Source organism: Bradyrhizobium sp. JHI2711 (assembly GCF_056156565.1).
Genome location: NZ_JBPZPT010000001.1, coordinates 1595012 through 1614151 on the forward strand (window position 1 = coordinate 1595012; position 19140 = coordinate 1614151).

The following is a 19140-nucleotide window of genomic DNA, read 5'->3' on the forward strand; positions in this document are numbered from 1 at the left end:
CAGAGATCAGGCGCGCAATACGCCGCGGACGCGGCCAAGCCAGCCCGGATGCATCTGATCGACGCGGTGTGCAAGACTGCGCCGCAGGAAGTGCAACCGTCGCCGCACGTCCCAGCCGATATCGTTGCGCGAGGTCAGCGCCTGGCGGAAGCGTGCCATCTTCAGCGATTGCTGATCCGCCGCGATCTTGTCGCGATCGGCATAGAATTGCGAGATCTTCTCCAGGCCCATGCCTGCAGTCATGAGCCATCGCGGCACATATTCGGTGCAGAGACGGTCGACGTCCACGAGCAGGCGGGCGACACCCGTGCCGGCCGCGGGACAATTGGTCTGGAACGCATCGCCGATGAGTACGATTCCGGGCCGGAGATGCCCCTCGACGACGGTCAGATCCATCACCCAGTTCTGGACGCGATCGGTCACACGGAAATCGCCGAGGTAGCTCCGCAATCCCGGCAGCAGGCGCAAAACTGTCGCCTCCGGTTCGCGGCGCAACTCGCGCATAACAGGATCGGTCGGATCGCGGAACATGAAGAGATTGGCACGCATTCCGGCGTGGACGGGAAACAGGCTGAGATAGTCGATGCCATCGGCGGTGCGTTCGCCGTAACAGGTCAACGCCTCGAAATCGAACGGGATGCCATCCTTGCGCGCGATCGTGAAACCGAACGACACCGAATGGCGCTCGGCAAGCACGCGCCGCCTGATGCCGAGCTTGTAGCCCAGGGCTCCCGCCATGCCGGTGGCCAGAACGACGAGGCGCGCCGCCACGCGCCGTCCGGAGGCGAGCTCGAGATGCTGGACATCGCCGCTGCTGCCAATCGCTGTGACCTCGTCGACGATCAGGTTGGAAGGATCCGGAAGCTGGCGACGCGCCATTGCGACGAGATCGGCATAGGCAAATCCGTAAGCCCTGCCGACGCTGACATCGACCACCTTGCCCTCACGGATGTTGAGCACTTGATCATATCGGCACGCGACATCTTCGAGCGCATCGAGAAAGCCGAGCTTACCGAACAGCTCCAGCTGATGGCCGCCGATCTTCTCGACCCGAAACTCATCCGGATGGACTGCCCGCTTGTCGATCAGAGCGACGCGACGCCCTGCCCGCGCCAGCACGGCCGCCGCAAGCGATCCCGCAAGACCGCCACCGACGATGGCGACGTCCGAGTCGATGGTTGCGGTCTCGTCCCCGTCGACCGGCTCGGTCACGGTTCTCGTCATGGCTCCGGCTCCCACGGTTAACAGCGTCTGCAGTGCAATTCCCTCGCCTGATGTCGCATCGCAGGGCCGGGTGCGAACATTTCCTGAGATTGAGGTTAATGACCGCAGGTGCCCAGTTCGCCGACTCGCCGCGGCACGCGTCTTGCTGTCCCGAAACCATTCTGCACGCGAGCCCCGGATCTCGCCTTCTCAGTCGTCGATGCGGCGTTATGCCGTCCGTCGCGCGAGTTGAAACTCGCAGATGTTGGACAATGGAGACAGCGATGTTCCAGAACGAAGCAACCCGTATCACCGCGATCGCCGAAATCCTCCAACTCGTCCATTAACACTCGCGATTGCTCGACATGCTAGGTTCTCGCCGGTATCGGAACATGTCTCGTCAGGGGAGCGCGGCTCCCTTAACCCTTCCATGATCGCATCCATTCTCCAGTTCATGCGGCGCGACGTCACGCGCGGCGTTGCCGGGACCATCCTGCTCAAGGTCGGCAGCGGCGTGCTCGCGTTCGCGTTGTTCTCGCTGGCTGCGCGGACGATGTCGCCTGACGGCTTCGGCATCTTTGCGACCTGGCTGTCGGTCGCGCAGATCGCAGCCGTCGTGGGACTGGTCGGCCAGGAATCCCTGCTGGTGCGATTCCTGAACGAATATCAGGTCGGCGAAAGGCCGGACCTTACCAAAGGCGTGCTGCAATCGAGCTTGAAGATCGCCTCGGTCGCAATGCTGATCGTGATCGGCGGGATCGCGATCGTCGCGAGCATGAGAGGCGACTGGTGGCTGCTGATCCTTGCGGTGTCGGCCTACACGGCCGTCAATGCCGGATTGATGCTCGGCAGCCAAATCGCGCGCTCGCTGGTCAGCATTCTCATGGGCGAAGGAAACCGCGAGTTCCTTTGGCGGGCCCTCGTCGTCGTGTTCCTGCTCGTCATGCTGCTCGCCCATCGCCAACTCGATCCGGCCGAGCTGTTCGCGGCGATGACGGTCGCCATGTCGGTTGGCCTTGTTGCGCAGATCGTATCCGTCGCGCGCGTGCTGCCGGATCTGCGCAGTACGCCGGCGCGCTCGGAGACGTCACGCTGGCGATCAAGTGCCCTGCACTTCTGGCTCGCATCGATCCTCGAAGTCGCCAATCAGTATCTCGACGTCATTCTGGTCTACTGGATGCTGGATCCGACGACCGCGGGAATCTACTTTGCCGCCTCGCGCCTCGCCAACATTTTCGCCATGGTGTCCGCGGCGCTTTACACGTTCGGTGCGCGCCGGCTCCCGTCGCTCTATTTCAGCAAGAACCACGGGGAGTTCGAGCGGACCTCGCGCTTGATGGCGGAAGTGACTGGGCTCTGCGTCGTCGCCGGTCTCGCCACGATCTGGATCGGCGGCCCCTATCTCCTCAACCTGTTCGGACCTCATTTCGCCGAGCAGCATTCGGTCCTGATCGTGCTTGCAATCGGAACCGCCATTCAGGCGGCGGGCGGCCCGGCTGCTGCGATCCTGCAGCTGACCGGTCATGAACGAATCTATGTGCCGGTGGTCGCTGCCAACGTCGGGCTGCGGCTCGTCGGATTTCTCGTCCTGGTCCCCTTCCTCGGCGTGCTTGGCGCGGCGATTTCGACGACCGTGTCGCTCGCGCTCGCGACCATCGCCCTGAACGTCCTCTGCCGCCGGCGCAGCGGGGTGGATCCTTCCGTTCTGGTGCTCTTGCGCTTCCCAGCATCGAGGCGCGGCAATTATGCCGTTCGTAGCGCGGACTCGCGTGACTAGGTGTCAGCACGCGCCGCCGGGGTGAACGCGCAGGACCGATTGGTTAACGCGCCAGCCGGGAACCAGCGGAAATGCTGCGCCAACGACACCGTGGCCATCGCGCCGCATTAACTCCGTTTGTTGCTAGCCGGTGTCCGCGGGATGCCCGCATGATAGGTACGGAGTTAAGAAGGTGAAGATTTCGTTGCTTTAGCGGGTCGGGATCCGTGCTCCATTATCAGCCGAACAAAGACCTGGACGAGACGAGCGCGACGGCACCTGCGCGGCCGAACGGCAGTGGGCGAAAACTCCACGTGCTTCTTGCGCAAACCCAGGCCGAGAACGCCGGTGCACAGGAGATCTCGCGGCTGCTCGGCGCCGGGCTGACCGCGCGCGGTCACCGGGTCACCAATCTGTTCTTCTTCCGCAAATCGGACTCCTTTGACGAACCGCCCGCCACGCTCTACTGCGCGCCGAGCCGGCCGGGCAATCCGCTGGCGCTGCTGCGGATGCTGTGGACGCTCGGCCGCCACATCAGAACCACCAGGCCCGACGCCGTCCTGACCTTCCAGCATTTCGGCAACGTCATCGGCGCCGGCGTCACGCGCCTCGTCAGCCGTGCACCCGTCGTCGCCAATCAGGTTTCATCCGCGCTGGCGATGAGCTGGCCGGTCCGCACCGCCGACATCGCCATGGGCAGCCTCGGCTTCTTCGACTGCATCACGCTCAATTCGCAGGACATGGAGCGCGAATATTCGCGCTACCCCGCGGCCTACCGGTCGCGCATGGTGCATGTGCCGCACGGCTTCGACGACAAGGCCCTTACCCTGTCGAAGGAGGCGGCACGAGGTCAATTCAACCTGCCACCGGACCGCGTCCTGCTCGGTTGCGCGGCACGGCTGCATCCGCATAAGCGGCTCGATCTGGCGATCGGTCTGCTGCCGGATCAACCGTCCTGGCATCTTGCGCTGGCCGGCCAGGGAGCCGACGAGGCCCGGCTGAGGCAGCTCGCGAACGACTTGAACGTCGCGGACCGTCTGCATTTGCTGGGAGAGATTCCTCCTGGCCGGATGGCGGACTTCCTTGCTTGTCTCGACGTGTTCGTCTTTCCGACCCAGGCCGAGACCTTCGGTCTGGCCGCGGTCGAGGCCGCCAACGCCGGTGTTCCCTCCGTCGTGACCGATCTTCCCGTCCTGCGCGAAGTATTGTCCTACGAGGGCAGACCGACGGCGCTCTTCGTCGATGCCTCCGATCATGCGAAGCTCTCCGCGGCGGTCTCCAGACTGGTAACCGACAAGCAATTACGTGACGAGCTGCGACAAAACGCCAAAGGCCTGCGGCTGCGCTATTCGGTAGATGCCATGGTCGAGGAATACGTCCGGATTCTCGACCGGGTCGTTTGACCTGATACGTCGGAACAGATTGGCTCGACATGATCATCGAGTTTCGCTGTGAACGTGACTATGCGCGGCGCTGGATGGACCGCAGGACGCTGTCGGTCGACGGCCGGGACATGCCGGTGCAAGTTGCATGGACGGCAACGGCGGAGCCGCGGCCGGCAGGTCTCGATGCGCTGTTCGAGCTCGAACGCATCGTGTTGCACAAGGGCAAGCACAGCGCCGCCGACAGGCTGACGATCAGCTCCGAACCAGCACGGGTCAGCATCGGCACCGCCGACGTAATCGTCGATTTCACGAATGCCCCGCGCGATCCGGCGAGCCCGGCCCGGCTGTATCTCCGGCCGCGGTTCAACGGCGTCGCAGGCGAAAACGCCGCGCTCGGCGCCATCCTCGCCGGCGACCTGCCCGTGATCGAGATCGTCAACGAGATCGACGGTTCGGTCCTCGACCGCGGCCATCCGTCCGGTGAGATTGCTGCGGGCCTCAGTGGTGCGCTCGAAACGGTCATAGCACGGACCCTGACCATGCTGGCGGCGATCCTGTCGGGAAGGCCGCGCATCGTGCCGCACCTGCCGCGCCCCGCTTCAACTGTCCCGCACCGCGGACCCGTTGGCTACGTGGCGCGCGGCCTTGCCGTATCGATCGCCAAGGAGATCTATCGCCTCTGCTGCTATGCTCCGCATTGGCATGTCGGATGGCGCTTCAACGACGGCCCGGGCGTCTGGCAGACCGGAGACCTGTCAGGTCCAAGCTGGAACGTTCTGGGAGATCCTGGAAACCACTTCTACGCCGATCCCTTTGCCGTCACGTGGCAGGGACGGACCTTCGCCTTCTTCGAGGATCTCGATCACCGCGTCGGAAAAGGTATCATTTCCGCGATCGCGTTCAACGACGCGGGGCCGATCGGCGAGGTGATGCCGGTGCTGGAGGAGCCCTGTCACCTATCCTATCCGTTCCTGATCGAGGACGATGGCGAGCTGTGGATGATCCCGGAGAGCTCGACCCGCGGGGACGTCGCCCTCTACAAATGCACTCGGTTTCCGGACAAATGGGAGCGATACGCAACGCTCCTTTCCGGCCTCGAGCTGGCCGACGTCACGATCACGCGCCACAACGGTCTGTATTACCTGTTTGGCGCCTGGCGCGACGGAACGGGTGGCTATTCGGATTCGCTGGCGATCTATTACGCCGATCGGCTCTTGGGGCCTTGGCTTCCCCACGCCAGCAATCCCGTCTTGATCGACCGCGCCAGCACGCGGCCGGCAGGAAACTTCGTCACGCTCGATGACAGACTGTGGCGACCCGTCCAGGATTGCACCGACGGATACGGCGCAGCGCTTGCCTTGGCGGAAGTGGTCGAGCTGTCGCCGACGGTATTCAAGCAGGTCGTCCGCCACACTCTGAAACCCGGACCGGCATGGCCGGGCAGGAAGCTGCACACCTTGAATCGCTGCGGGCGGCTCGAGCTGATCGACGGATCGCGCGTCCAGCCCAAGACCAGTCTCTTTACGAGCGCAATTCCATCGGCCGTGTCACCTGCGCGAACCAATCCCTCCACCGCCGGCTAGCAGCCGCGCGTCTTCGCGCCCGAGTACGCGGCTAAGAACGCGTGCGATCGTTCCGGCCTGCGATGCGTTGCCGCGCCAAGCCACGATCTGGTCGGGACGTATCAGGGCGAGATCCGCCTCATAGAGATCGCGCAACGATCTGGGTAGCGTGACGAGCTTTACGTCGGCCCCGATCGCGCGAATGGTGTCAGCGAATGACGCATGGGCCGACATGACGTCCCCAAACTGAAGCAAGGTCCATTCGAATCCGAACTGGTCGTATAGCGACATGCCGTCCTCCAGCCACGCATGCGGTGGGCGGCCACCGGGAGAGGCGGTGGGAACGTAGACGTTGGCAGCATCCGGCGGCGGCTCGCTACCATCGGGGACGATGATTGGGGAGCCGTCGTAGCGTCCGCCGAAGGTGACGCCGGGGATGTTGAACTCGGCACGGGCGTGCTGATTGAGATAGGCACCCGCGATTCGCCGCGCCTTGTGGCCGGCCTCCGTGGCATCCTCGATCTCCGGCGCCGGCGCGAAGAGGCCAAGCGAATCGGCGAAGCGGCGCGCATGATCGGTGTTGCGGAGCGCCACCGGACGCCGCTCGACCTCGTAACTATTGAGCAGTGCCGCCGGGCTCACGCCCTTGACGACGCTTGCGAGCTTCCAGCCGAGATTGACCGCATCCTCGATGGCGGTGTTGTAGCCGAGCCCGCCGGTCGGCGTGAACAGATGCGCCGCGTCGCCGCCGAGGAAGACCCTGCCCCGCTGCATCCCGCTTGCCACCAATGCGTGACCGGCGGTCCAGGTCAGGAAGGACAGAACTTCGCAATCGATCGGCGCACCGCAGGCGCGCTGGAACGCGGCTTTGGCCTGGTTGATCGTGATCGCAGTTTCGTCCTCGCCCGGTCGCAACTGGGTGTGGAATGCAAACTCATCACGACCGTTCACCGAGGCCATGAAGGCGCGGCGGTCGCCGTTGAAGCAATTGTACATCCACGCTTTCGCGTGGGGAACGCGCGCGTAGAAATCGGGCGAGCGGAGATAGACCGCCAGCATGCGGCCGCCCATGAAGTCGCGCTGCGTCCCGCTCTCGCCGCCATAGACGATCCCGAGCGATTGCCGGACCATCGAGCGCGGCCCGTCGGCCCCGACCAGGAAGTCGGCGCGGACCCGAAAGCGGCTGCCATCGTCGAGACATTCGATATTGCCGGCGATACCGTCATCACTTTCCGTGTAGCCGATCAGCCGGTGACTGTAGTTGAGCTGGATTCCGGGCAGCCGTTCAGCGTGGCGGCGCAGCACCGCCTCGACATATTTCTGCGAGACCCGCTGCGGCAGCTCCGCCGCGCTCCAGGAGCCTGACATGCCCTTGATCAGCTCACCCGCCCGCGACGCTGACGGCAGCGCGAACCGCGCCAGCTCGTATCCGGTATAGCGCGTGAAATATGCGACATCGGTCGGGTAGTCCGCGGGCAGACCTTCGCGCCTGATCTCGTCGGCAAAGCCCAGCCGCCGATAATGCTCCATCGAGCGCGCCTGCGTCGCATTGGCTTGCGGGTTGAAGGCCGTGCCCGGCTTTTCGTCGACCAGGATCGCGGACACGCCGCGGCGGCCGAGCTCGTTGGCCAGCATCAGCCCGCAAGGGCCCCCGCCAACGATGAGCACCGCGGCCGTCAGACGAATTTCCAAGATGCTTCTCCCTACCAATACCAACCTGCATGGTAAGGACACCTGACTATTTCGTCAAGCTGCCTGACTAATCCGGGTCATCGAGCGTGTCGAATTCCGTGCCATACACCGCGAGCCCCTTCAGGATTGCATCCATCGTGGCCTTGCCGAGCTCGACGCGCATCTCTCGCTCGGCGATGTCGACGGCATCACGGAACGCATCGAGCCATTTGCGCCCCGTGGACGTGAACACGACGATGCGCGCGCGCCGGTCGGTCGGATCGGCGATGCGATCGACGAGGCCGAGCGCGGCGCATTGGTCGACCAGCTCGCCCATCGCCTGCTTGCTCATGGAGGCGCGGCGGGCGAGCTCGGTGAGCCGCGTCCCCTCCACGTCCAGATTGCGCGTGAGGCTGACATGGGCGATGCGCGTCTCGTCGTGGCCCCGCTCGGTCATCAATTCGAGCACACGGCCTTCGAAGCGCCGCACCGCGTTATTGAGCAGGCGGCCGATATTGGCATGCCGCCACGCGGTGCCTGACGTCGTGGATTTCACCGGATCTGCTTTCCGAATCGACCGAACGAGATCGTGGAAAGCTAGCACAGGCATTGCTGCGTGCTACTGGTGAGCACGCGAGGTATCGGCGGCGGGCGGCGCGATCGAACCGCCACCCGCCATCTCTCGTGCTTCGAACGCCCCGATGCCTTACTGCGAGCGATCCGAGGTCCAGCCCTTGTACGCGGCAACGTTGTCCCTGGTCACCAGCTTGGACGGCAGCAGCTCGACGGTCGAAGCCGGCTTCTGGCCGTTGAGAATGCCGACGCCGACCTGCACGGCCCGCCGCGCCATGAAGAACGGATCCTGCGACGCGGACGCCTGAATCTGCGGCGACTGCGGATCTTTCAGCGCGGCCTCGATATCGGGCGCGCCGTCGACGGCGGTGATGATCATGCCGGTTCGGTTCTGCTGGCGTGCCGCAAGGTCGGTGCCGATCGCCTGCGGATCGTTGATGGCGAAGATGGCGTCGATCTTGGGGAAGCGGGTCAGATAGCCCTGCGCGACGGTGAGGCCGCCCTCGCGCGAGCCCTTGCCGTCCTGGTCGCTCGACAACACCTTGATGCCGGGATTCTTCGCGAACACGTTCTTGCAGCCGACCACACGGTCGATCACGGCGGAGACCTGCGGCCCGTTCTCGATGATGACGTCACCCTTGCCGCCCAATTTGTCGACGATGTACTGGCAGGAGATCTCGCCGGCCTGCACGTTGTTCGTGGTCACGGTGGCATCGGCGCCCTCGGCCGCGGTGTCGACCGCAACGACGACGATGCCTGCGGCTTGCGCCTTCTTGATGGCCGGCCCGATCGCCTTGGGATCGCCGGGATTGAGCAGGATCAGGTCGACGCCAGCGGCGATGAAATTGTCGATCTGGGTGACCTGCTTGCCGAGGTCGTATTCGAAGCCGACCGTCGTGATCTTCACGTTGGGATTGGTCTTCTTGGCCTCGAACTCGGCGCCCTTCGACAGCGCGACGAAGAACGGATTGCCCATCGATCCCAGCGAGACGCCGATCGACTTGAGCTCCTTGGCGAAGGATGGTGCGGTGGTGAGGGCAAGCGCCATGGCGGCGCCGGCGAGCATGATCGTCTTCAACATGGACTTCCTCCCTGGTCTGTCTTCGTCCCCGGCGCGGCAGACCAGTTGCCGCAACGGAATCTCGTCTCAAGCCATGCGCACCCGCTGCGCGCCAGGCTTCAAGTCCTCGCGGAGCCTTGCAGCCGATAGCGGTCCAGCGCCACGGCACCGATGATCACCAGGCCCTTGATCACATATTGCCAGATGTCGGAGACACCGATCAGGATGAGCCCGTTCGAGAGCACGGCGATGATGAGCGCACCGACCAGCGTGCCCCAGATCGAGCCGATGCCGCCGACGAACGAGGTACCGCCGAGGATCACGGCGGTGATTGCATCGAGCTCGTAGGACTGGCCAAGCTGGAGGCCGTTGGCCGCATAGAGCCGCGCCGCCTGCATGGCGCCGCCGAGCCCGGCAAAAAGTCCGGAGATGCCGTAGACGAAGATCAGGACGGCCCAGACCTTGATGCCGGCCAGCCGTGCTGCGCTCTCGTTTCCGCCCACGGCATAGATATGCACGCCGAGCACGGTTCGGCGCAGCACAAGCCAGGAGACGAGAATGACGAGCAAGGCGATCACCGAGAGCCACGGGATCGACGCGACGCCAGGAATGAGCGTCAGCGAGCCGTTGCCGATGAAGGCATAGGGAATGGAGGGATTGAACACGGTGGTGTCAGCCCCGAGCAGCCGCGCCAGGCCGCGCACTGCGGTGAGCGAGCCGAGCGTGACGATGAAGGGCGGCAGGCGCAGCAGCGCAATCAGCGCGCCGTTGACGATGCCGAAGACGAGGCCGGTGAGCAGTGCGGCCGGCAGCCACAGCAAGCCGAGCTCCGGCATCTTGGAGAGCGTCAAACCCGCCATCGCGGAGGCCGCCAGGATCGAGCCGACCGACAGGTCGATGCCGCCGGTGAGGATGACGAAGGTCATGCCGGCGGCGAGCACGGTGTTCACCGCGGCCTGCTGCAATACGATGCCGAGATTTTGTCCGGTGAAGAAGCGGCCTTCCGACAGCACGTTGAAGCCGATGCAGAGGATCAGCAGCACCGGCAACATGCCGAGCGCGCTGATCAGCATCCTCATCCGCTGGCGTCTTGTCTCCGCGGCAGCGCCGTTGGTCGTCGTCGATGCCGGCTTTGCCCCCACAGCACCATTGTCAGGCATCGAGATGCTCCATCCCCGTGGCAAGCCCCATGATGTCTTCCTGCGCCAGCGGCGAATGCGGACCGCGGCTGACCTCGCCGGCGATGTGCCCGGCACGCATCACGATGACGCGGTCGCAGATGCCGATGATCTCGGGCAAATCGGACGAGATGACGAGGATCGCGGTGCCGGCCTTGGCGAGATTGTCGATGATCGAATAGATTTCCGACTTGGCCCCGACATCGACGCCGCGCGTCGGCTCGTCGAGAATGAGGACCTTCGGCGCGATGGCGAGCAGTCGCGACAGCAGCACCTTCTGCTGGTTGCCCCCTGACAGGCCGCCGGCGGGAACGCCGGCATTGGCGGCGCGGATGCTGAGGCCTGCAAAGGCGCGGTCGGCGCGCTCGCGTGCCTTGTCGCGGTCGAGAAACCAGCCGAGCTTCGCATCGCGGCCGAGCACGGCGAGGTTGATGTTGTCCAGACACGACATGTCGAGAAACAGGCCGAGCGCTTTCCTGTCTTCCGTCAGATAGGCGATGCCGGCCTCGAGCGCCTCGCCCGGCGTGCGGATCTCGACCGGACGTCCCTCCAGCTCGAGCCGGCCGGAGGTTTTCGGTGACGCGCCGATGATGAGATGCGCAAGCTCGGTGCGACCGGCGCCGATCAGGCCGGCAAGGCCGACCACCTCACCCGCATGCACGGTGAGAGAGCAGCCCTTGACGCGGCCGCCATCGGCCATGTCGATCGCCGCGAGCACGGGATGCCCCCGCCCCGCCTCCGGATCATGGTCCTTCTTGTAGAACGAGGAGACGTCGCGACCGACCATCAAGCGCACGATGGTGTCGGCGCGGATCTCGGGCTTGTCGAGCGAGCCGACCAGGCGGCCGTCGCGCAGCACGGTGACGCGATCGCCGAGCGCATAGACCTCGTCCATGCGATGCGAGATGTAGATGATGGCAAGGCCCTCGGCGCGAAGCTGGCGGATCAGCGCGAACAGCCGCTCACTTTCGGCGGCCGACAACGAGGTGGTCGGCTCGTCCATGATGAGGATTTTCGATCTGACGTGCAGCGCACGGGCGATCTCGACCAGCTGCCGCTGCCCCATGGACAGATGCGCCACCAGCGTCGAGGGCAGGAAGTCCGCGCCCAGGCGCTTCAGGATCGGGCCGACGCCCTCGCGCATTGTGCCGCGCGCCAGCAAGCCTGACCGCGATATCTCCCGTCCCAGATAGATGTTCTCGGCAACGCTGAGATTGGGAGCGAGCGACAGCTCCTGGTAGATGATGGAGATGCCCGCCGCGCGGCCGCCGAGCGGGCCTTCGATCCGCACCGCCCTGCCCTCGATGCGGATCTCGCCGCCCGGGTCGGGCCGGTAGGCGCCGGACAGGATCTTCATCAGCGTCGACTTGCCGGCGCCGTTCTCACCCATCAGGGCGTGAATTTCGCCGGGATAGACGGTGAGATCGACGGCCCGCAGCGCCTTGATGCCGAAGAAGGTCTTCGAGACCCCGCGCATCTCGAGGATCGGATCGTTCATCGTGCCTCCCGGCGCACAATGCGTTTCCCACCCGCGTCTCGTTTCTCGGCAACGCGGTTTGGTCATTAAACAAAAGCGGGTGACGCAGGGCAATACCGAAGGCGAATATACCGAAGTATGCAAACCAGATTGGGCCAGCTAGTGGCGCGGCCGATACAGGTCGCGCCAGGCGGGAAGCCGTTCAGCGTAGGCATCGACCAGTGCAGCGTCGGGCTCGAATGTTTCGATGCGCTGCGGCTGCATGCATACGTCACCGATTGCCTCACCCGTGACAGCAAGCCGCCCCAATCTCGCCGCACCGAACGCGGCGCCGGTTTCACCTCCGGCAAAGCGATGGATCGGAATGCTCAGCACGTTCGCCAGCACCGAGAGCCAGAAGGTAGAGCGTGAACCGCCGCCAATCACGTCGGCCTCCGCAATCCCGATGCCGGCATCCGCGAGCGCATCGCGGCAATCGGCAAGCGCGAAGGCAACGCCTTCGAGCACCGCCCGCACGATCGCCGCGCGATCGGTGCCATGGCTCAGGCCATCCAGCATGCCGCGCACAACGGGATCGTCGTGCGGCGTCCGCTCACCGGCGAGATAAGGCAGGAAGCTCACGGGCGACGGCGCCTGCGGTCGTGCTCCAAGCGGCGCCAGCAGCTCGGCCTCGGCGGCGCCGAACAGGCGCGCGAGCCAGGCAAGGCAGGAAGCGGCCGAGAGGATCGCGCCGGCCTGAATCCACATCCCTGGAATGGCGTGGCAGAACGTGTGCACGACACGGTCGGGATTGGCGGCGATCCGGTCGGTCGGGACCATGAGCGCACCCGAGGTTCCCAGCGACACGAAAGCGGCTCCCGGCCGGATTGCGCCGATGCCGATGGCGCCCGCGGGATTGTCGCCGGCCCCACCCGCGATCACCGGCTGCCTGATCATCCCCCAGCGCCGCGCGAGTTCGCTGCGCAGCGTGGTTGCGGGCGCGCATCCCTCGACCAGGCGCGGCATGTGCTCGCGCGACAAGCCGCTCGCTGCCAGCGCTGCGTCCGACCAATCGCGGCGCGCGATGTCGAGCCACAGGGATCCCGAGGCATCCGAGACATCCTCGACGGCCTCGCCCGATAGCACCAGTCGCAGATAGGCCTTTGGCAGAAGAACGAGTTTCGTCGCCGCAAAGATCTCGGGCTCGTGCGCGGCGATCCAGAGCAGTTTTGGCGCGGTGAAGCCCGGCATCGCCTTGTTGCCCGTCACCTCGCGCAAGGCGGGCCAGCGTTGCTCCAGGACACGGCACTCAGTCGCAGAGCGTCCGTCGTTCCAGAGGATGCAGGGCCGCAGCGGCCTCAAGCTCGCATCGAGCAGCGTGGCGCCATGCATCTGGCCGGACAGCCCGATGCCTGCGACCGCTGTCAATGCATCGGCATGCGACGCCTTGAGGGCATCCAGCGTGGCGAAGGTCGCATCGATCCACTGCGCCGGATCCTGCTCGGAATAGCCCGGTTGCGGCGAGACGGTCGCGAGCGACCAGCTCTCGCTTGCGATCACGCGCTGGGCATCGTCGACGAGAACCGTCTTGACCGCCGACGTGCCGAGATCGATGCCGAGATACATGCTGCTTCCGCTCACTTCGCCGCGTCGATCCAGATCCCCGGCTCTGAATGCTCCCGGATGTAGCTGACGAGGAAGTCGGAGAACACCCTGATCTTGGCGGGCAGCCTGACGCGGTTCTGATAGGCGATGTTCATGGTGAGCAACGGCAGCTGCCAATCACTCAGGACAGGCACCAGCCGGCCAGCCGCGATATCGCCCTGCACGATATAGAGCGGCTGGATCAGGATGCCGAGCCCCGCGCGCGCCGCACCACAGATGATCTGGCCGTCGTTGCTGTCGAGCGTCGGCGCGATCCGGATCGTCTGCGTCGTGCTGCCCTGGCTCAGCCGTAGCGAATAGGGATCATTGGCGAGATTGTAGATCAGCATGTTGTGCCGGGCGAGATCGGCGGGATGCTCGGGCCGGCCGTGCTTCTCCAGATAGGACGGAGCGGCCGCGAGCACGCGGTGCATTTGCCCGATGCGCCGGACGATGATGTTGGAATCCGGTTCGTGCTCGCGGGTACGAATCGCAACGTCAATGCCGGCTTCGATGAAGTCGAGGTAGCGGTTCGCGCTGATGATCTGCACGCTGAGATCAGGATAGAGCGCACGGAAGGCTGGCAGCATCGGTGCGAGGTAGATCATCGCAAAGGAGAGCGAGCTCGTCACGCGCAGCATGCCCTTCGGCGACAGCGCGCGGTCGGAGACGGCGTCCTCAGCCTCGGCGAGCTCGTTCAGAAGCGTGCTGCACCGCTGCAGCAGTTCCTGTCCCGCTTCGGTCAGCCATTGCCGGCGCGTGTTGCGCTCGATCAGCCGGACCGCAAGCCGCTCCTCCAGCGCACTGAGATGGCGGCTCGCAGCGGCGTTCGACATCCGCAGGATTTCGGCGGCCTTGGAAAGGCTGCCGAGCTCAGCGGTTTTGGAGAACACCTCGAGTTGAAGCAGCCGGTCCATTTTTGCATAAAGAGGAAAAGAGACTTACAAATTTTGACCTTTATTTCCGTTTTCTGCAAGGCAAAATGGCGCCAACAAAGCACCATTGCAGGCGAGGAAATCAGGAAATGTCGGGCCCGATCAGGCACATCGTGATGTGGCGACTGCGCGGGGAGAGCCCTGAGGAGCGCTCGGCCGCCCGGCTCAAGGTCAAGACCCTGTTCGAGGGCCTCAAGGGCCGGATCGACGGCCTCACCCATATCGAAGTCGGCATGGACGTCAGCGCGGTTGATTATGCCTGCGACGTGGTGCTGTTCTCCGAATTCACCGACCAGGCGGCGCTCGCCGCCTATGCCAACCACCCGGAGCATCTGCGCGTGCGCGAGGCGCTGGGCGACTTGCGGATCGGGCGCTTCCAGGTCGATTATCCCATCAAAGAGACCGGCGCATGATCGGCTCGTTCACCTTCGAAAACCTGCCCTGCCGCGTCGTGTTCGGCAGCGGCACGCTTGCCTCAGCCAAGGCCGAGGTCGAGCGGCTCGGCGGCAAGCGTGCGCTGGTGCTGACGACGCCGCAGCAGGAGGCACAAGGCAAGAGCTTGGGAGCCGCGCTCGGCCCGCTCTATGCCGGCATCTTTTCCGGCGCCACCATGCACACGCCGGTCGAGGTCACGGAACGCGCGCTCGCGGCAATGAAGGCATGCGAAGCCGATTGCGTCGTTTCGCTCGGCGGCGGCTCGACCACCGGGCTCGGCAAGGCCTTGGCCTTGCGCACCGGCGTCAACCAGCTCTGCATTCCCACCACCTATGCCGGCTCGGAGATGACGCCGATCGTCGGCCAGACCGAGAACGGACTGAAGACCACGGTGCGCGATGCAGCCGTGTTGCCGGAGACCGTGATCTACGACGTCGACCTGACGCTGACGCTGCCGGCGAGCCTCGCCGCAACCTCCGGCATCAACGCGATCGCCCATGCCGTCGAGGCGCTTTACGCGCGCGATGCCAATCCTGTCACCTCGCTGATGGCCGAAGAAGGCATCCGCGCGCTGGCGCGCGCCCTGCCCGCCATTGCCGCGAAGAGCGACGATCGCGAGGCCCGCACCGAGGCGCTCTATGGCGCCTGGCTGTGCGGTGTCTGCCTCGGCACGGTCGGCATGGCGTTGCATCACAAGCTCTGTCACACGCTCGGCGGCACTTTCGACCTGCCGCACGCCGAAACGCACACCATCGTGCTGCCGCATGCGCTGGCCTACAACGCGCCGGCCGTGCCCGACGCGATGGTGCGGATCGCGCGCGCGATCGGGGCAGCCGATGCAGCTCGGGGGCTTTTCGAACTTGCGAAACGGCTGGGTGCGAAGGTCGCGCTACGCGACGTCGGCATGCCCGAGGGCGGGATCGACAAGGCGGCTGACCTCGCAGTCACGAATGCCTACTGGAATCCGCGGCCGCTCGAACGAGGCGCCATTCGCGAGTTGATCGCGCGCGCCTGGACCGGCGAGCCACCCGGCGCCATCAAAGCGGTAGCTTGAAGCGATGCGGCGCACCCTGATCAGATCCGCCACCGTCATCAGCATGGATGACGCGATCGGCGATCTCTCGACCGGCGATGTGCTGGTCGAGGGCAGCCGGATCGCCGAGGTGCGCCCGTCGATCGACGCTGCGGCCGACACGGCGGTCGTCGACGGCACGGGCCGCATCGTCATTCCCGGCCTGATCAACGCACATATGCACACTTGGCAGACCGGCTTGCGCGGCTTTGCCGCGAACTGGACGCTGCTGGAATATTTCCGCCGCATGCATGCGGGCCTCGCCACCGTGTTCCGGCCCGACGATATCTACATCGCAACCCTCGTCGGCGCGCTGAACCAGATCAATCACGGCGTCACCACGCTGGTCGATTGGTGCCACAACAACCCGACGCCGGATCATACCGACGCCGCCGTGCGCGGCCTGATCGAAAGCGGCGTCCGCGCCGCGTTCTTCCACGGCTCGCCGAAGCCCGAGCCGAAGCCGGGCGAGCCGCATTTCTCGGAAGTGCCGCATCCGCGCCGTGAGGTCGAGCGGCTGCTGGCCGGGCCCCTCGCCGACCGCGACGGCCTCGTCACGCTCGGGCTCGCCATCCTCGGTCCGCATTATTCGACGCTCGACGTCGCCATGCACGATTTCCGCCTGGCGCGGGAGCTGAAGCTGATCGCATCGATGCATCAGGGCGGCGGTCCGGCCAAGACGCCCGGCGGCTGGGAGAAGCTGCTCGAGGCCGGCCTCGTCGGCCCCGGCATTAACATCGTCCACGGCAACGATCTGCCGGATGATCTGGTCGATCGTCTCGTCGATCTCGGCGTATCGTTCTCGGTGACGCCCGAGAACGAGATGATCCAGGGCCATGGCTTTCCGATCACCGGCCGCCTTCTGAAGCGCGGCGTGCGGCCGACCATCGGCATCGACCTGGAGTCCGTGCTGGCCGGCGATCTCCTCTCCGCCGCGCGCGTTGCGCTGTCGATGCAACGGGCGCTCGACAATGCGGAATCGCGCAAAGCGAGTGGCACCATTCCGGCGACGACCACGATTCCCGTGCGCGAAGCGCTGCGCTGGATCACGACGGAAGGCGCCCGCATGCTCGACCGCGAGCACCAGATCGGCTCGCTGACGCCGGGCAAGCTCGCCGACCTCGTCATCATCAACGCCTCCGATCTCAACCTCCATCCGGTGCACGATCCCGTCGCGACCGTCGTGATGCAGACGAGCCTCGCCAACATCGAGTCCGTCATGATCGGCGGCCTCTGGAAGAAGAGGAACGGCCAGTTGTTAGCCGAAGGGCTGGAGATCAAAAAGGAGCTGCTGGCGCAATCCGGCCGGCGGCTGGTGCGGGACATCGAACGACAGGGACGCGCCGCCTGAAGGCGCCAATGGACGAAACCAATGACTGACGCTCTGAAACAAATTGCTTTCATCGGGATCGGCAAGATGGGCCTGCCGATGTCGGTGCTCGTCGCCAAGGCGGGCTTTGCCGTCACCGCGTTCGACCAGAGCGCGGCGCGCATCGACGAGGCACGCGCGCAGGGCATTGCGATTGCCGCTTCGCCGGCCGAGGCCGTGAGCGGCAAGACCGCTGTGATCACGTCCCTGCCCGACGACGCCGCTTTGCGCGGCGCATTGCTCGGCCCCGCCGGCCTGGTCGCCGCCATGGCACAAGGTGCCGTCTTGGTCGAAACCAGCACCGTCAGTGTCGACGCCTCGGCTGAGGTTGCAGCCGCCGCGCAGGCGCGTGGCATTGTCTATCTGCGCGCGCCGGTCTCCGGCAATGCCAGCATCGTGCACACGGGCGCGCTGACCTGCTTCGTCTCGGGGCCGAAGGACGCGTTCGAGAATGCAAAGCGGCTGTTCGGCGCCTTCACCCGTTCCCAGACTTATCTCGGGCCGGCCGAGGAAGCCCGCTACGCAAAACTATCCGTCAATCTCATGATCGCCGTGTCGGCCGCAATGATGGCCGAGAGCCTGGCACTGGCGCGCAAAGGCGGCATCGCCTGGCAGGACATCCTTAAAGTGCTCGACGACAGCGCGGTCGCCTCTCCCATGGTGAAGTACAAGACCGCACCGCTGCGGACTCGCGACTTCGAGTCCACCTTCTCCTGCAGGCAGATGGCCAAGGATCTCGACCTGATCCTGGGCGCCGGCCACGCCGTCGGCGTGCCGCTGCAGCTCGCCGCCCAAGTGCGCGAGACCTATGGCGCGCTGGTCGCCCAGGGCGACGGGGACACGGACTTCATTGCGACGGTCAAGCATCTCGAACGGCTGTCCGGCCTCGGCGAGCCGAAGCTGTGATCAACGGAGGCCGACATGCGAAACTTCAACGAAAACACGATCACGGATGCGGTGCTGGAGCGGATCGCGGGCGCGACCGACCCGCGCATCAAGCAGGTGAGCGAAGCGCTGGTGCGGCACTTGCACGCCTTCGTCCGTGAGGTGCGGCCCACCCAGAAGGAGTGGGAATACGGCATCGATTTCCTGACCCGCACCGGGCACATGTGCAACGACAAGCGCCAGGAATTCATCTTGCTGTCGGACACGCTTGGCGTCTCCATGCTGGTCGATGCCATCAACCATCCGGTGCCCGAAGGCGCGACCGAGACCACGGTGCTCGGGCCGTTCTTCGTCCAGGCTGCGCCGGAGAAGGACAGCGGCGCTGACATCTCCGGGCCGATGGATGGCGATCCCATGCTGGTCACCGGCTCGGTCTCGACCGTGGACGGAAAACCGCTGGCCGGCGCCATCGTGGACGTCTGGCACTCCGACGACGACGGCTATTACGACGTGCAGCAGCTCGACAAGATCGGCGATCTCGCGATGCGCGCCCGCTTCCTTACCGACGCCAACGGCCGCTTCCATTTCTGGTCGATCAAGCCGGCCGCCTACCCGATTCCGCATGATGGACCGGTCGGCGAGATGCTCGAGGTGCAGGGACGCCATCCCTGGCGCCCGGCGCACGTGCACTTCATGATCTCAGCGCCCGGTTTCGAGCAGCTGGTGACGCACGTCTTCGTTGCCGGCGACCAATATCTCGACAGCGACGTGGTGTTCGGCGTCAAGGACAGCCTGATCCGTGACTTCGTCCGTCATCCCGCCGGCCGTGCGCCGGATGGTCGCATGGTGGAGCGCGACTATTTTCATCTCAACTATGATTTCGGCCTGAAGCAGGTCGCAAGCAACGCAAGAGCCGCTTAAGCTCAACGACGGACCAAAAAGAGTCCATAAGACAG

16 protein-coding genes are annotated in these 19140 nt (G+C 65.1%); 8 read left to right on the forward strand and 8 right to left on the reverse strand.

Annotated elements, in window-relative coordinates:
- Nucleotides 1-6: 6 nt before the first annotated feature.
- Nucleotides 7-1224, reverse strand: coding sequence for an FAD-dependent oxidoreductase (locus tag ACTEK7_RS07610; protein WP_225145893.1), 1218 nt, complete (start codon nt 1222-1224; stop codon nt 7-9).
- Between the two features lie 409 nt (nt 1225-1633).
- Between ACTEK7_RS07610 and ACTEK7_RS07615 the strand changes: the two genes are divergently transcribed.
- The 3 genes from ACTEK7_RS07615 to ACTEK7_RS07625 all read left to right on the forward strand — a co-directional run bounded on the left by ACTEK7_RS07615 (nt 1634) and on the right by ACTEK7_RS07625 (nt 5927).
- Nucleotides 1634-2980 carry a lipopolysaccharide biosynthesis protein gene (locus tag ACTEK7_RS07615; protein ID WP_225141429.1) on the forward strand — a complete coding sequence of 449 codons (1347 nt, stop codon included), beginning with the start codon at nt 1634-1636 and terminating at the stop codon, nt 2978-2980.
- A gap of 206 nt (nt 2981-3186) precedes the next feature.
- Entirely contained in the window at nt 3187-4362 is a 1176-nt protein-coding gene (locus ACTEK7_RS07620; RefSeq protein ID WP_109144259.1) for a glycosyltransferase family 4 protein, read from the forward strand.
- Nucleotides 4363-4391: 29 nt separating this feature from the next.
- Complete coding sequence (locus ACTEK7_RS07625; RefSeq protein WP_225145894.1) at nt 4392-5927, forward strand: glucosamine inositolphosphorylceramide transferase family protein; 1536 nt, start codon at nt 4392-4394, stop codon at nt 5925-5927.
- Here the strand turns inward: ACTEK7_RS07625 and ACTEK7_RS07630 are convergent.
- From ACTEK7_RS07630 to ACTEK7_RS07660, 7 genes are all read right to left on the reverse strand, one after another.
- A complete protein-coding gene (locus ACTEK7_RS07630; protein ID WP_225145895.1) occupies nt 5892-7598 on the reverse strand; it encodes an FAD-dependent oxidoreductase in 1707 nt (568 codons plus the stop codon). The genes ACTEK7_RS07625 and ACTEK7_RS07630 overlap by 36 nt on opposite strands.
- Nucleotides 7599-7665: 67 nt before the next feature.
- On the reverse strand, nt 7666-8133 hold the full coding sequence (locus ACTEK7_RS07635) for a MarR family winged helix-turn-helix transcriptional regulator (protein ID WP_225145896.1): 468 nt from the start codon (nt 8131-8133) through the stop codon (nt 7666-7668).
- Between the two features lie 150 nt (nt 8134-8283).
- On the reverse strand, nt 8284-9231 hold the full coding sequence (locus tag ACTEK7_RS07640; RefSeq protein WP_036023609.1) for an ABC transporter substrate-binding protein: 948 nt from the start codon (nt 9229-9231) through the stop codon (nt 8284-8286).
- A 98-nt stretch (nt 9232-9329) separates the two neighbouring features.
- Nucleotides 9330-10370, reverse strand: coding sequence for an ABC transporter permease subunit (locus tag ACTEK7_RS07645; protein ID WP_225145897.1), 1041 nt, complete (start codon nt 10368-10370; stop codon nt 9330-9332).
- Nucleotides 10363-11886, reverse strand: coding sequence for a sugar ABC transporter ATP-binding protein (locus ACTEK7_RS07650; RefSeq protein ID WP_225145898.1), 1524 nt, complete (start codon nt 11884-11886; stop codon nt 10363-10365). The genes ACTEK7_RS07645 and ACTEK7_RS07650 overlap by 8 nt, the downstream gene beginning before the upstream one ends.
- Nucleotides 11887-12024: 138 nt before the next feature.
- Nucleotides 12025-13470, reverse strand: a complete 1446-nt coding sequence (gene xylB / locus ACTEK7_RS07655) for a xylulokinase (protein WP_225146224.1) — start codon at nt 13468-13470, stop codon at nt 12025-12027.
- Nucleotides 13471-13481: 11 nt separating this feature from the next.
- Entirely contained in the window at nt 13482-14405 is a 924-nt protein-coding gene (locus tag ACTEK7_RS07660; protein WP_036023604.1) for a LysR family transcriptional regulator, read from the reverse strand.
- 107 nt (nt 14406-14512) lie between these two features.
- On the opposite strand from ACTEK7_RS07660, the gene ACTEK7_RS07665 reads away from it, so the two are divergent.
- From ACTEK7_RS07665 to ACTEK7_RS07685, 5 genes are read left to right on the forward strand one after another with little or no spacing between them, the layout of a single operon-like run.
- Nucleotides 14513-14836 carry a Dabb family protein gene (locus ACTEK7_RS07665; protein WP_036005173.1) on the forward strand — a complete coding sequence of 108 codons (324 nt, stop codon included), beginning with the start codon at nt 14513-14515 and terminating at the stop codon, nt 14834-14836.
- Complete coding sequence (locus ACTEK7_RS07670) at nt 14833-15912, forward strand: maleylacetate reductase (protein ID WP_036005176.1); 1080 nt, start codon at nt 14833-14835, stop codon at nt 15910-15912. Before ACTEK7_RS07665 ends, ACTEK7_RS07670 begins: the two co-directional genes overlap by 4 nt.
- A gap of 4 nt (nt 15913-15916) precedes the next feature.
- Nucleotides 15917-17281: an amidohydrolase family protein gene (locus tag ACTEK7_RS07675; protein ID WP_225145899.1), complete on the forward strand. Its 1365-nt coding sequence runs from the start codon at nt 15917-15919 to the stop codon at nt 17279-17281.
- 21 nt (nt 17282-17302) lie between these two features.
- A complete protein-coding gene (locus ACTEK7_RS07680) occupies nt 17303-18205 on the forward strand; it encodes an NAD(P)-dependent oxidoreductase (protein ID WP_225145900.1) in 903 nt (300 codons plus the stop codon).
- A gap of 15 nt (nt 18206-18220) precedes the next feature.
- Nucleotides 18221-19105 carry an intradiol ring-cleavage dioxygenase gene (locus ACTEK7_RS07685; protein WP_225145901.1) on the forward strand — a complete coding sequence of 295 codons (885 nt, stop codon included), beginning with the start codon at nt 18221-18223 and terminating at the stop codon, nt 19103-19105.
- The last annotated feature ends 35 nt before the right edge of the window (nt 19106-19140 follow it).